General features: G+C 45.4%; 13 protein-coding genes and 1 other RNA gene. 12 read left to right on the plus strand and 2 right to left on the minus strand.

Annotation, left to right across the window (positions count from 1 at the left end; all coding sequences use genetic code 11):
* Window positions 1–22 precede the first annotated feature (22 nt).
* From nadK to MJX74_RS12655, 3 genes are all read left to right on the plus strand, one after another.
* On the plus strand, window positions 23–904 hold the full coding sequence (gene nadK / locus MJX74_RS12645) for an NAD(+) kinase (RefSeq protein ID WP_240223194.1): 882 nt from the start codon (window positions 23–25) through the stop codon (window positions 902–904).
* A gap of 109 nt (window positions 905–1,013) precedes the next feature.
* Window positions 1,014–2,687, plus strand: a complete 1,674-nt coding sequence (gene recN / locus MJX74_RS12650; RefSeq protein WP_240223195.1) for a DNA repair protein RecN — start codon at window positions 1,014–1,016, stop codon at window positions 2,685–2,687.
* A 67-nt stretch (window positions 2,688–2,754) separates the two neighbouring features.
* Complete coding sequence (locus MJX74_RS12655) at window positions 2,755–3,105, plus strand: outer membrane protein assembly factor BamE (protein ID WP_068228768.1); 351 nt, start codon at window positions 2,755–2,757, stop codon at window positions 3,103–3,105.
* A gap of 54 nt (window positions 3,106–3,159) precedes the next feature.
* On the opposite strand, the gene MJX74_RS12660 is transcribed toward MJX74_RS12655, so the two are convergent.
* Both MJX74_RS12660 and MJX74_RS12665 read right to left on the minus strand, forming a co-directional pair.
* On the minus strand, window positions 3,160–3,507 hold the full coding sequence (locus tag MJX74_RS12660; RefSeq protein ID WP_240223196.1) for an RnfH family protein: 348 nt from the start codon (window positions 3,505–3,507) through the stop codon (window positions 3,160–3,162).
* On the minus strand, window positions 3,500–3,943 hold the full coding sequence (locus MJX74_RS12665; protein WP_240223197.1) for a type II toxin-antitoxin system RatA family toxin: 444 nt from the start codon (window positions 3,941–3,943) through the stop codon (window positions 3,500–3,502). The genes MJX74_RS12660 and MJX74_RS12665 overlap by 8 nt, the downstream gene beginning before the upstream one ends.
* Before the next feature lie 106 nt (window positions 3,944–4,049).
* On the opposite strand from MJX74_RS12665, the gene smpB reads away from it, so the two are divergent.
* The 9 genes from smpB to MJX74_RS12710 all read left to right on the plus strand — a co-directional run bounded on the left by smpB (window position 4,050) and on the right by MJX74_RS12710 (window position 13,704).
* Window positions 4,050–4,532, plus strand: coding sequence for an SsrA-binding protein SmpB (smpB, locus tag MJX74_RS12670; protein WP_240223198.1), 483 nt, complete (start codon window positions 4,050–4,052; stop codon window positions 4,530–4,532).
* Between the two features lie 159 nt (window positions 4,533–4,691).
* Window positions 4,692–5,052, plus strand: a transfer-messenger RNA (tmRNA) gene (gene ssrA / locus MJX74_RS12675).
* A 104-nt stretch (window positions 5,053–5,156) separates the two neighbouring features.
* Window positions 5,157–5,354: a type II toxin-antitoxin system VapB family antitoxin gene (gene vapB, locus MJX74_RS12680; RefSeq protein ID WP_240223199.1), complete on the plus strand. Its 198-nt coding sequence runs from the start codon at window positions 5,157–5,159 to the stop codon at window positions 5,352–5,354.
* A gap of 555 nt (window positions 5,355–5,909) precedes the next feature.
* The gene (locus MJX74_RS12685; RefSeq protein WP_240223200.1) at window positions 5,910–6,626 is read left to right on the plus strand and encodes a hypothetical protein; all 717 of its coding nucleotides are present in this window, start codon (window positions 5,910–5,912) and stop codon (window positions 6,624–6,626) included.
* 223 nt (window positions 6,627–6,849) lie between these two features.
* A complete protein-coding gene (locus tag MJX74_RS12690; protein ID WP_240223201.1) occupies window positions 6,850–7,944 on the plus strand; it encodes a nucleoid-associated protein in 1,095 nt (364 codons plus the stop codon).
* Window positions 7,941–8,927, plus strand: coding sequence for a GTP pyrophosphokinase (locus MJX74_RS12695; RefSeq protein WP_240223202.1), 987 nt, complete (start codon window positions 7,941–7,943; stop codon window positions 8,925–8,927). Before MJX74_RS12690 ends, MJX74_RS12695 begins: the two co-directional genes overlap by 4 nt.
* Before the next feature lie 318 nt (window positions 8,928–9,245).
* Window positions 9,246–10,358: an AsmA family protein gene (locus MJX74_RS12700; RefSeq protein WP_240223203.1), complete on the plus strand. Its 1,113-nt coding sequence runs from the start codon at window positions 9,246–9,248 to the stop codon at window positions 10,356–10,358.
* A 51-nt stretch (window positions 10,359–10,409) separates the two neighbouring features.
* Window positions 10,410–11,312, plus strand: a complete 903-nt coding sequence (locus MJX74_RS12705; protein WP_240223204.1) for an MlaA family lipoprotein — start codon at window positions 10,410–10,412, stop codon at window positions 11,310–11,312.
* Window positions 11,284–13,704: an efflux RND transporter permease subunit gene (locus MJX74_RS12710; RefSeq protein WP_240223205.1), complete on the plus strand. Its 2,421-nt coding sequence runs from the start codon at window positions 11,284–11,286 to the stop codon at window positions 13,702–13,704. The genes MJX74_RS12705 and MJX74_RS12710 overlap by 29 nt, the downstream gene beginning before the upstream one ends.
* Window positions 13,705–13,737 lie beyond the last annotated feature (33 nt).

Consider the following 13,737-nt stretch of genomic DNA (forward strand, 5'->3'; position numbering starts at 1 on the left):
AACGCATTGAAAGGAAACTGCTATGCAACATGCCTTTACCACCGTTGGCCTGATTGGCAAACCACACCATCAGGGCGCGAATAATACGCTGATCAGCCTGTACAGTTTTTTACAACAACAAGGCCTGAAAGTTTACGTTGAAGAACGCGTAGCACAGTCGCTGACGCTGCCGGATGTAGAAATACTTGATCTGGTTGAACTGGGTAAAAAATGCGACCTGGCGATTGTTGTTGGCGGCGACGGCAATATGCTCGGAGCAGCCAGGGTATTGGCCCGCTTCGATGTGGCGGTACTGGGTGTTAACCGGGGCAATTTAGGGTTTTTAACCGATTTGGCGCCAGAGGATTTTCAACAGCCACTAAGCGAAGTGCTGGCTGGTAACTTTGTAACTGAAAAACGTAACCTGCTGGAAATATCCGTACACCGCCATGGTACGGTAAAAAGCAGTAATAGTGCCGTAAACGAAGCTGTGCTGCATGCCGACAAAGTAGCGCATATGATAGAGTTTGAAGCTTATATAAATGATGAATTTGTATATAGCCAACGCTCCGATGGCCTTATTATCAGCACCCCTACCGGCTCTACAGCTTATTCACTATCCGGTGGCGGCCCGATCCTAACCCCCGATTTAGATGCCGTTAGCCTGGTGCCAATGTTTCCGCATACGTTAAGCAGCAGGCCGCTGGTGGTGTCGGGCAATAGCGAAATCAAGCTTAAAGTGGCCAGCACCAACGATGCTCACCTGCAAATCAGTTGCGACAGCCACGTTATTCTGGCGGTAATGCCAGGCGATGATATTTATATCCGCAAGCACCCTACGCCCCTTCGGTTGGTACATCCGCCGGGTTACAGCTACTTTCATGTGCTGCGTAATAAGTTAGGCTGGGGCAGCAAACTTTATTAAACCGCTGCTTGCCTATTGTACAATTCCTGTATAAAGTTACTGTATAAATAAACACTGTTATTTTTCACAGTTGTTCTGTAGCGTAACTTTATTAAGGTTGGAGCATCGCATGCTGTGTCATCTGCATATCAGTAATTTCGCCATTGTCCGCGCACTGGAAATTGACTGGGCCAGTGGTATGTCTACCATTACCGGTGAAACCGGTGCCGGTAAATCTATCGCTATTGACGCTTTATCATTGTGTTTGGGCGAACGCGCCGATGCCAGCGTAGTGCGCCCCGGTGCAGATAAAGCCGATATCGTCGCCAGCTTTGATATCAGTAAACTTAAAGCCGCACAGCACTGGCTGACAGAGCAAGATCTTGCCATGGGCCACGAGTGCATTGTGCGCCGTGTAGTTAGCAGCGAAGGTCGCTCACGTGGTTACATTAATGGTGTGCAGGTACCGGCGCAGCAACTTAAAGCCTTAGGCCAGTATTTACTCAGTATTCATGGCCAGCACGCGCACCAGCAACTGCTAAAAAGCGACTACCAGCGCCAATTACTGGATGCGTTTGCCGCCAACAGTGCAACACTGGATGCCACCCGCCATGCCTGGCGTAACTGGCAGCAACTACAACGCGAGTATGGCGATTTACAGCAATCGCAACAGCAACGTGATGCCCAGCGCCAGTTGCTGGAATATCAGGTAGCAGAGCTGGACAACTTTGCCCCGCAGGAAAATGAATACCCCGATCTGGAAGCCGAACACAGCCGCCTAAGCCACGGCAATACGTTATTAAGCCAAAGCCAGCAATGCCTGCAGCTATTGTATGATGACGAACAGCAAAATATTTATCAGGCACTGTCTGTTGCCACTGCCCAGTTAGAACAATTAGCAACCCTGGACCCGGCACTGAACAACATAGCCCAGATGCTGAACGATGCGCTGGTACAAACCGAAGAAGCCAGCCGCGAACTACGCCGTTATGCTGATAAAGTTGAGCTGGATCCGGAGCGTTTAGCACAGGTAGACGAGCGCCTTGGCATGTGGCTGAATTTATCGCGTAAACATCAGGTAGCCCACGAGGCCCTACCCGCCCTGCACCAACAACTGTCTGCGCAGTTAGCAACCCTTACCGGCAACGACAAACGCCTGGTGCAACTGGCTGCAGACATTGAGCAGGCCGAGTTAGACTATATGGCACAGGCAGAGCAATTAAGTGAGCAGCGCCGTCAGGCCGCCAGTGCACTTAGTAGTCAGGTCAGTAAAAGCATGCATGAACTTAGCATGGCAAATGCCCGCTTTGAAATACAGCTAACCACCATGGCTGCCGAACAGGCCAGCGCCAGCGGCATTGATGCTGTTGAATTTCAGGTATCTACCAACCCGGGCCAGCCGTTACAGGCGATGCATAAAGTGGCATCGGGCGGCGAGTTATCACGCATCAGCCTGGCAATTCAGGTAATACTGGCCGACAAAGTAACCACCCCTACACTTATTTTCGATGAAGTAGACGTAGGTATCAGCGGCCCGGTTGCAGCAGGTGTCGGCCGTTTACTGCGCCAGTTGGGTGAAAGCACGCAAATTATTTGTGTTACCCACTTGCCGCAGGTAGCCAGCCAGGGGCATCAGCAACTGTATGTAGAAAAGTATACCGACGGTATCGCCACAGAAACCCGCATGCGCACGCTGGCCGACGAAGAACGTATCAGTGAAATTGCGCGCTTGCTGGCAGGTGAGAATATCAGCGCCAGCGCGCTGGCAAATGCCCGAGAACTTTTATGTGCACCGGCAGTCTGAAAGAAGGTTTTTCACAAGGCTTGTCATAGGGTATGATAAAGCCAATCAGATTAAGCAGAAGTGACAGATGAAAGCAGTAATTAAAACCTTATGCCTGGTAGTTGGCATACTTAGCCTTGGTGCCTGCAGCAGCTGGATTTACCGTATCGATATTCCACAGGGCAATTTTTTAGAGCAAAAAGATGTAGATAAGCTGCGTGTGGCCATGACCAAAGAGCAGGTAACTTATGTCTTAGGCAGCCCGGTAGCCAGCAATGCATTTGACAACGACACCTGGCACTATTTTTATGCCCTCAAAAGTGGCCGTGGTAATAACTTTGAAAAGCAGCTGATTGTTGAGTTTAAAGACGACAAATTGCAGGATATAAAAGGCGATTTTGATAAATCGGCCGAGTTTAGCACTCCGCTGGATATTTAAACGCAGCCTCAGGTAAAGGCAGATCGTAAAAAAACCAGCTATTAAGCTGGTTTTTTATTCAGTGGCGTTTTTAGCTTCGTGTGGCCGGCCACCGGTTACTTTGTCTGCCCGGCCTTCTTCTTTGGCTTTCTCAGCCCGGCGACGGCGTAAATCTTTTGGATCGGCAATCAGCGGCCGGTAAATTTCAATTCTATCCCCTGCTTTTACCGCATCATCAAGCTTTACCGGCCGGCTCCAGATCCCGACCTTTTGCACGGCCAGGTCAATTTCAGCAAACTGCTGCAAAATGCCCGAGCGCTCAATAACCTGTTGCACGGTGCTGTTACGGTTAACCGATAATGTCATCAGGCTTTGCCGCTCTGGCAGCGCATAGGCAACCTCTATCATGATCTGCTCAGACATGGTTTTCTCCGTATACTTGCTTTGCCCGTTGCGTAAACGCATTCACCATGGCCGCGGTCAGTTCGCCAAAAATTTTACCAAAAGCAAACTGAATAAGCCGGCTGGAAAATTCAAACTCCAGCCTTAAAATAACCTTACAGGCCGTTTCACTTAATGGCTGAAACTCCCAGCCGCCGTGTAATTGCTTAAACGGGCCGTCTACCAATTGCATAGCAATACGATGATGCGGGTACAAGGTATTACGGGTGGTAAAAGAATGGCCAATACCAGCCTTGGAAACCGTAAGCGATGCCACCATGTCTGTATCAGACTGGCTGACAATACGGGCAGAGGTGCAGCCAGGCAGGAATTGCGGATAGTCAGGTACAGCGTTGACTAAGTCAAACATCTGCTGTGCACTGTAAAAAACCAGCGCACTGCGCTCAATTTGTGGCATACTCTCTCCCCTTTAAACCCGCCGCCGATTGTAACAGAATAACGCGCTGCAACAAGGCTTGAGCCATCGCTGACCCATAAAACAGAGCTGCGACAAATAACGAATTATGAGTAAAAAACAAGTTAGTAAAAACAAAAACGGCACCATAGCGCAAAACAGAAAGGCACGACACGAGTACTTTCTGGAAGACCGCTATGAAGCGGGTATGGCCCTGCAAGGCTGGGAGCTGAAAAGCATCCGCGAAGGTAAAGTTAACCTGTCAGATTCTTATGTCATTTTGCACAATGGCGAAGCTTTCTTACTCGGTGCGCAAATTCAGCCGCTAAACAGTGCCTCCAGCCATGTGGTATGCGACCCTGAGCGTAGCCGCAAGTTATTGCTGCACAAGCGCGAGCTGGATAAGTTAGTTGGCTTAAAAGAGCGCGACGGCTTTACGCTGGTAGCCACTGCCATGTACTGGAAAGCCTGCTGGGTTAAGCTGGAGTTTCATTTAGCCAAAGGTAAAAAAACCTTTGATAAACGTGACGATATTAAAGACAGAGACTGGTCACGCGAAAAAGAACGCATGATGAAGCACTCTAAGCGTTAACAGTAAACGTAAAATAATACTTGAAACTTCTGCAGCCTAACCCCATCTAAGTAAGGCGACAGGAAAAAACGGCAAAGGTGCAATGCTTGCTTGTGTAACAACAGTCAGCTGCGTACAATAGCCAAACACTATGGTGTGTAAGTGTTCCATACAGAATTCGGGGCTGATTCTGGATTCGACGGGATTCACGAACTCCTAGGTGCATGCCGAGGTGCGGTAGGCCTCGTAAAAAAACCGCAAAAAACTAGTCGCAAACGACGAAACATACGCAATCGCTGCTTAATAGGCAGTAGATAGCTCTTCCCCTCACGCATGTCTGTAAGCTGAGACTCTGGAAGATCACCCCTAACAGAATCGCGTCGCGTCTTCGCCTGGAGACAACACGTTAAAACCAATCAGGCTCGCCCGACGATAGCCTGCCATTCGGCGCTCATAGGGTTAACTAAATGAATGTGCTAAGCATGTAGTACCGAAGATGTAGGTTTTTCGGACGCGGGTTCAACTCCCGCCAGCTCCACCAAATAGCAACAGGCCAGCAGAAATGCTGGCCTTTTGTTTTTCTGCTGTTATACATTAATGCCAAATTCGGTATATGCTTTTGTTATCAAGCGAACGGAGGTATGTATGACAATCAGCAACGTGATAAACCATAACAACTCCCAGTTAATTGAATTACCGCTTGAAGCGCATTTTCCTGATGGTATTACAGAAGTAACAGTGCGGGTGAATGGTACAGACCGCATACTCTCCCCTGTTGCCAAAAGCTGGGATTCGTTTTTTAAACAAGGCCCAGTGGTAACTGATGATTTTATGGCTGAGTAAGCATCGATCATCAAAGCCAGACTAAAAAAATCTGCAAACGAGAGAATCGTTCTACATCTCTTGCATGCTAAAACCTTCGCGGTATGACGGTGTTATGCGTGAACGCTTGTGGACACCTGCATTAAATTGTGTACGAGTTAAGTACCGCAGCCCATACACCTGCCGCCATAAATATGCTTCAACCATGCTTACCGCTGGTAAAGCTCCAAGATGGTTAGATAGCCAAGTTGTATTAATTGGCAAGTTCCAGCGAACCAATTGAACATTTTTAGCTTAACTAGACTCAAACATCTGTAATCGAATATAGATTAGAATTAGGTTAAAATTGTATGCTAGAGTACGGCAGTACAGTGATCATAAAGTGGAGAATGCTATGAAAGCTCTTATGGGCGAATTAGCCAAAAAAATCCGTAAAGACGAGAATGGAAGCGAGGCACTTAGTTCATTCCTGACAGCCAGTGATGCTGACTCCCAAATCATAACTCTGAGTGACGGCTCAAGGTACAAGGTATCCAGAAAAAGACCTTCGACTAATGGTAATAAGCAAGCCATAGCATGAATTTTGCCGTTCCAGCAATATTGATTTTTATACTTTTGCTGCCCGGCTTTATTTTTTTAAATGCATTTGAAAAATCAGAAAATACTGAGCTAGAACGTAAACCTTTCCAAGCTTCCTCTGCAGGCGCATTTGCGGTTGCTTTGGTACTTCAAGTTTTTTTTTGTAATGCAGTAAACGCCCTCGTGGAAATAGACATCAATTTGTTTATCAAAGTACTCATGGCGGTTAAGTTAACTGACGCCGAATTGATATCTATAAGCAAGAATTACGTATTAATAGCTGGCTATTTCATATCTAGCTTTGTTGTAGCCTTCTTGCTCGGTAAATTATTACAAAAGCTATTATTAGAACTTAACCCATATAAGTCCTCCGCTTTCTCATTCGACACCCCTTGGTATTATGAGCTAAAAGGGAAAATATCCGAGGCAGAATCCGCTCAGCTGATAAAAGTTTCATGCATGCAAGATTGCAAAGACGGCACAGTTTTCTATTATGGATACTTACAAGACTTTTATTTAAATAAGAGCGGACAGTTAGATCGTTTAGTACTATCAGATGTTTACAGACGAAAAATTGAGTCAGACGAGACTGAAGACCATACCTCTAATAATGCCAGATTCTACAAAATAAAAGGCGATCGTTTGGTCATCAAATATGAGCATATTCTAAATCTAAATATTGAATACTTATATATTGAGGAAATCCCCAAGTAAATATTTCAAACTTTATTTTGTTGCTAAATTAGACAAACCCGGTCAAAATCGAATTTCGTTAAATTTTTGAAAAATAGTCTAGCAACTGATGCTCTGTTTTAGGTTCATGTTAAAGAAAAGAACTCTATCTACATAAACTTGCATCCATCGAAAACCAATTTATACCAACTATAAAATAGTCACATGCCAGTTATTCGATGCTTGGCGATTTCTAGGGGATGACATGCTACTAACAAATTTAGATATTGAACGAATAGTTATTCACCAAGTCTTTCAGAGAACTTCTGAAGGATTGACTAAAGATCCATTACAAAGCCATGACCTTACAAAGTTTGATACGAGCGCCATGACTGCATTCAAACTTAGGGTTATAGATGCCCTTGGTGAGAGCTCAAAAGCAGTGCAAATGCAAATTTACAACCAAGATAGCAATGGACTTCCCTCTCTCGTAGATAAACTTGTAGAGCTTGATGATACAAATTTCATCCTTGAATCTTATGAAATCGCTAAAAAATTGACGACAGCTCAGAGTAAGAAGTCGATTCCAGGAGGTATCGTTGTAGTATTTACAGGTAAATACGGAGTTTCTCGCAAAAAGTTTCTTGCGGTCATAAAAGCAGAAGTACATAGTGCTTACGAAAAGTTGCAAGATCCTCAGACACAGGAGATTTCACTAAAGTTTGTTGAAGAGGTACTCCTAACACCTAGCTCCAAACTTTATAAAACAGCAGCTTTTTTTGAGAAAGCAAGCTATGCAACACCAACAACTGATCTGAATGACAAGTGGACTGTGCTAATTTCTGATTATCAAATCAGCCAATCTGACGGGAAAGCCGCAGCACATTATTTTTATTCAGAATTTCTTGGCTTTTGCTATCCAGAGACAAGTGCGAGAACGACAAAAGCATTTTATGAAAATGCATCTGACTTTATCTCGCAGCTTCCTGTTAACGAATCAAAGAAAAGTGATTTGTTAAATGCCTTAACAACTTACATGAAAACTGATCTTTCATCTACGATAAGCTGTAACGACTTTTCATCTAAGTATTTTGATGTTAACACGCAAGACCTCTTTAATGAGTACATGGAAGACGCAGGAATTCCAACCACTGCTTTTACAAAGGATATTGAGCATATAGCGTCTAAACTTAAGTTCAGAAAAGTTAGCTTTAGTAAAAATGTCAAAATATCTGCCCCATCCGACGTATTTAAAGACTATGTTGAAATTGAGACCATTCCTGGAGCTCCAGATGCGACAGGTTCTCCGACAGTCTGGACGAAAGTAATTATCAAGGATAGGATTTCTAACCAAGAATGAATGAGAATGAGTTCATTGACAAATGGAATGCCGAAAAGCCGCAATACGCGGCTTGGGGCGCATATGTTATCGAATACATTTCAAGTGGCTTACTTAAAAACGGAAAAAATCTTAATGAATTTCTGAAAATTCCTGTGAAGTACAGGCTAAAAGAGAATCAATCTTTACTAGATAAAGCTTTTTCAAGAAAAGATAAAAATTACAAAGACCCTTATAACGAAATTGAAGACAAAGTTGGTGCAAGGTTTGTTGTTCTTCTAATCGATGATATACGAATCATTTGCGAAATAGTCTTAAATAATTCAAATTGGGATATTGATTCCTGTAAGCATTTCGATGTTGATAGGGATAGAGATCCGTTGTTATTTACATATCAGTCCGTCCATTTTGTAGTTAGACCTAAAACTGACTTAACATCTAACGGTTCAACAATCAAAGCTGGCACACCTTGCGAGCTACAGATCAGAACCCTACTGCAACATGCTCATGCTGAATTAACTCACGATGCCATATACAAATCAAAAAGAACTGTTAAACCAAAAGTGCATCGTATCGTCGCTAAGAGCATGGCACTTATCGAAACGACAGATGATTTTTTTTCAGAAGCGACCCGCTACCTAAATTATGGTCCATTACAAGAACACAATATCTTAACTGAATTAGATAACGTGTACTTTCTCTTGACGAATATAAAACCGAGCAATCAAAAATCGTCTTTGGTTATCTGGGATACTTTTGAACAACTAATTGATGAAAATCTAATTAATCTAATCAAAAAGTTTGTAAATAAATATGAGCATATCGGCGAAACAATTAAGCAAAATTACAATAATAATTCTGTCTATCCACAGAGTATAGTTCTGTTCGTTTATTGGATGCTTAAACACAGAAGAACAATCCTAATTCGAGATTGGCCGCTCCATATGAGTGTTTTAGAGTCTTTTGCAATTGATATGAGTGTCAGTTTACAAGTAGACTCGTAAAATATACCAAGGTTGATATAAGCAGTTGAATTCAAAGTGAACATTCAAGGCTTAACTCCCGGCAGCTCCACCAAATAGCAAAAGGCCAGCAGAAATGCTGGCCTTTTGTTTTTCGGCTCTACTGCCACAACTGCATTGCAGCAAAATTTACAAAACTACAGGTAAATAATCCGCGAAATATTGTCTTGCCTCGGTTAGCTAGCTTAGTGAATTTTAGTAAAGTTATTTAAATTCAGCATCTTGAGAATTTCAAAATACGTGGCCTGATCTTTGCTGCTGTCTTAGCATTTGTGTATTCACCTTAAACAGCGCTTACCCATGAGATTATCTAACAGTGTAAAAATCATGCTGGCTGTGGTTTTAGTATTGCTGGCAGTAAGAGTAGCCCTACCGCCTGCGATGGTATGGTATGTCAATTCGCTGCTGGAAAAGCAGGAGGGTATTAGCGGCCAGGTGCGGGATATTGATTTGGCGCTTTGGCGTGGTGGTTATGTTATTAAGCAAGTGGAAATTAATCAGCTTAACGACAAAGGCGAGCTGCCGCTATTTTCAGCCGAACGTATTGATATTCAGTTGTCGTGGGCCGCCCTGGCCGATGGTGAAATAGTTAGCACTATGGCATTTCACCAGCCGGTAATAATGGCACAGGACCGAGCAGGGCAGGAAGACATCACCGAGGATGCTGTGCTGGATGAACGCACCTGGATTGGTCTGGCAAATGACCTCACCCTGTTTTCCATTGATAAGTTGTCAATCCACGATGGCAAAATCGAGTTTAATGCTATTGCCAAAGATGTACTTGGTGAGCTGATTTTGAGCCAGGTAGAAGGCGAGATTGTTAACCTGCACAATGACGCAAAGTCAGAATTGCTGACGGAAGTCGATTTTAGCGGTATGGTGGCCACGCAGACCCCTTTTATCATCCAAGGTAAGTTTAATCCGAATGTAAAGTTACCGATGTTTGATATCAATCTGAAAATGGACAGAATGCCTACTGCCGAAACAGCCAATATTATTAAAATATATGCTCCGTTTGACGTAGAAGCCGGCGAGTTTGAACTGGCAACTGAGCTGGCCAGCGACAACGGTCGGCTAAATGGTTATGTAAAGTTTGGCATATACAATCTGGAAGTTTTCTCCTGGAAAGAAGACGTGGTAAAAGATGTGATAGAAGGCGACGAGAATCCCCTGCAGATATTTGTTGAGGGCGTTTCGGCCATGTTCGCTACACTGCTGGAGAACAGTGAACAAAACCTGATCGCGACCCGTATTCCTGTCAGCGGTAATTTTAGCGAACCGGATGTATCCAGGTTAAAAGCCTTGGCCGGGCTGCTTCGAAACGCTTTTATCGAAGCTTACAAATTGAATCTTGAAGATATTATCGATTTTTCATCGATGGCTGATGAGAAACAGAAAGCTGAAAAAAAATAAAATAAACTGCTGGCTACATTAGGTGTCAGGGTATTTACATTGGAGTTCTGCATGAAAACAGCCACCGTTATTGCTGCCTTATTTTTATTTACCCTTAGCGGTTGTGCCAGCAAGCCAGCACCGCCCGATATTACAACTGCCGAAACGGAGCAACAAACCACAGAAGCTGCTGCAGAATCAGAAGCTGCCGCAGAACCAATAACTGCCACAGAACAACTGAGCAGCGGTAAAACCACCACCATTAAAACCTCACAGGGCAATATTGAAATTCAGCCTACCGTGGTGGATATGGCCAGCCGTGACGACCCCGCAACACCGGAAGATGAAGCGGCAGAACAGTATAATGACCCACTGGAAGGCTGGAACCGCGCTATGTTTGGTTTTAACCATGCCGCCTATTCTTATGCGCTTATTCCATTGGCTAAAGGCTATGAATATGTATTACCGGATGTGGTACGCAGCAAAATAGGCAATGCCTTTAGCAATATTCGCGAGCCGCTTAGCCTGCTTAATAACCTTGCTGCCGGTGAAGTAAAAGATGCCGGCACCAACCTTGGCCGCTTTTTAATTAACAGTACTGTGGGTATTCTTGGCTTGTTTGACCCCGCCACAGCCTGGTTTGATATGCCATCAGCGAAGCAATCATTGGCCGATACGCTGGCCGGTTATAACGTCAGCCCCGGCCCCTATCTGGTACTGCCTATACTGGGGCAGAATAATGTCCGGGGCTCTACGTCTGTGGTCAGTGGTGTACTGCTTGATCCGCTACGGCAAATAACATCACCGCCCGATACTTATTACCTGCAAGGTGTTGACGCTGTTGATACCTTTTCAGATCGCGCCAGAGTATATGAAGAACTCTATCAGCAGGCCGACGACCCTTACCTGTATTTCCGTAACCAGTTTTTACAGGGAGTAAAGCGCGATGACGCCTTCAACAACCAGCCGGAATAACAGCGGGGTTAGCATGTGGCTGGCGCAAAGTATTGTGCGGGCACGTTTTGTTATATTGGCATTATTTGTCGTGCTGCTTGGCGCAGCCGCATTTTTTGTCCAGCAGTTTCGTATTGATGCCTCGGCCGAAACCCTGCTGGTAAAAAACAACGCGCTGTACATTAAAACCCAGCAGGCGAACCAGCGCTTTTCACCGGACGAGTTTATTCTGGTGGCGTATAAACCACGCAACGGCGAGTTGTTTAGCAGCACCACCTTTGCCGACTTAACTGCACTAAGTGAGCAATACAGCAAGCTGGAACGGGTGCAAAGTGTTACCTCTATGCTTAACGTACCGCTGATTGCCGATGCATCAGCGTTAACCTCAGACGTTGATGTATCTGCACTTACCTGGCAGAAGCAACAGTACTCAGCGGCACAGATGCAACAGCTGCTCAGTGACCACCCTATTTTTACTGATCTTTTGCTAAATAGCGCCCAAACCGCTGCAGCCATTCAGATAGTATTTAAGCCAGACGCGAAGTTAACCGCGCTGGAAAGCGATATGCTGGCAATTGAGCGCCACACGCTGCAACGTGAACTGAGTGCGGAAGAACAAACGGCACTGACGGAACTGCAGGATCAAGCTGATCCGTTACGCCAGGCGCTGGTTAAACAGCGCCAGCAGGAAATTGCGCAGATAGAAAAAATTAACCAACAGGTGCAGCAACGCGCCCAAACCTTTACCGGTGGTGGCTATGTGGTGGCGCAGCATCTGGTGGATATTATCACCAGTGATCTCACCGTGTTTGGTAGTGCCATCGCTGGCATTATCGCCCTGCTGTTGTTACTGCTGTACCGTAGCATACGCTGGGTAGTGTTTCCGGTGTTAGCCTGCGCAGCAAGCGTTTGGCTTACGCTTGGCCTGTTTGCCTTTCTGGATATACGCGCCACGGTTATTTCGGCCAATTTTATTGCCTTGCAGCTTATTTTAACGCTGGCGGTGATGATCCACCTTATCGGCGCATATCGCGATATCGCCCGTAACGATAGCACTGCAACCCAACAGCAGCGCGTGGCGATGACATTACAACAAAAACTTGCACCGTGCTTTTATGCCACAGTCACTACCTCTGTCGGTTTTGGCTCGTTAATCTTCAGCGGCATTCAGCCGGTAGTTGATTTTGGTTTTATGATGTTATTTGCCATGCTGATCACCATGAGTGTCAGCCTGCTACTGTTCCCTGCCCTGCTTAGCCTGCTGAAAAGCAAGCCGGAAACCGCCGACTACGCCATACTCAGCACCAGCTTACAAGCTATCCGCCGTTTGGTAGAGCGGGCACCTTTACGCACGGTTTTTGCCTGCCTGCTATTGTTTGCGCTGCTGTTACCGGGCATTACGCGGCTGAATGTGGAAAACAGCTTTATCAATTATTTTGCCACCGATACCCAGGTGTACCAGGAGCTTAAGTTTATTGATCAGGAGTTTGGTGGCTCTACGCCACTGGATATTGTTATTACCCTTGATCCGGCAAAAACCAAGGCAGATTTACTGCTAAGTGCCGAGCAATTTAATCAGCTGCATGTAGCGCACGCCGTGGTGGCAGAGTTTGCCGCTACCGGTAATGTTACCTCGCTGGTTAACTTCACCACTCTGGCTACCCAGCTTAACGATGGCAAACCACTGACAGAGTATGAATTAAATTCTATTTATCAGTTGCTGGATCAAAAGGTCGTTAACCAGCTGGTGGGCGCTTATCTGACGGAAGATCCGCTGCAGGTGCGTATTGCCACCCGCATTCAGGACACCACAGAAGGGCTTAACCGCGAGCTGCTGATGCAACAGCTGAATCAGGATTTACAATCGGTGGGCCTTAAAGCCGAAGATTACAGCCTTACCAACCTGTTTGTGTTGTATCAGGATATTTTATCGCGGTTGTTTGATTCACAAATAATGACGTTAGGCCTGGTTTACCTTGGCATGGCAGTTATTTTGCTGCTAATTTTCCGCTCATTAAAAATTGCGCTGATAGCGCTGGTACCTAATGTGTGCACCACGCTTGGTATTTTAGGCCTTATTGGCTGGCTGGGTATTCCACTGGACATTATGACCATTACCATCGCTGCCATTGCTATGGGTATCGCTATTGACGACACCATTCACTTTGTTCACAGCTATTTTAAGGCCCCTGCCGACACTGCACTGAAAAACGCCTTTGCCCATACCGGCATGGCAATGCTGTTTACCTCAGTGGTTATTGCCGCAGGTTTTGCCGTGTTTGGTTTTTCCAGCTTTTTACCCAGTGTCTATTTTGGTTTGCTGACAGCAGCGGCCATGATAATGGCGCTGGCAGCCGATTTAACTATATTGCCGGCCCTGCTTAGCCGTTTTGTTAAACCGAAAGCTGCATAATGCGAAAAGCCGGCGAAAGCCGGCTTTTCGTTG

The organism is Rheinheimera hassiensis (assembly GCF_022436675.1).
GTDB classification, from domain to species: Bacteria; Pseudomonadota; Gammaproteobacteria; order Enterobacterales; family Alteromonadaceae; genus Alishewanella; species Alishewanella hassiensis.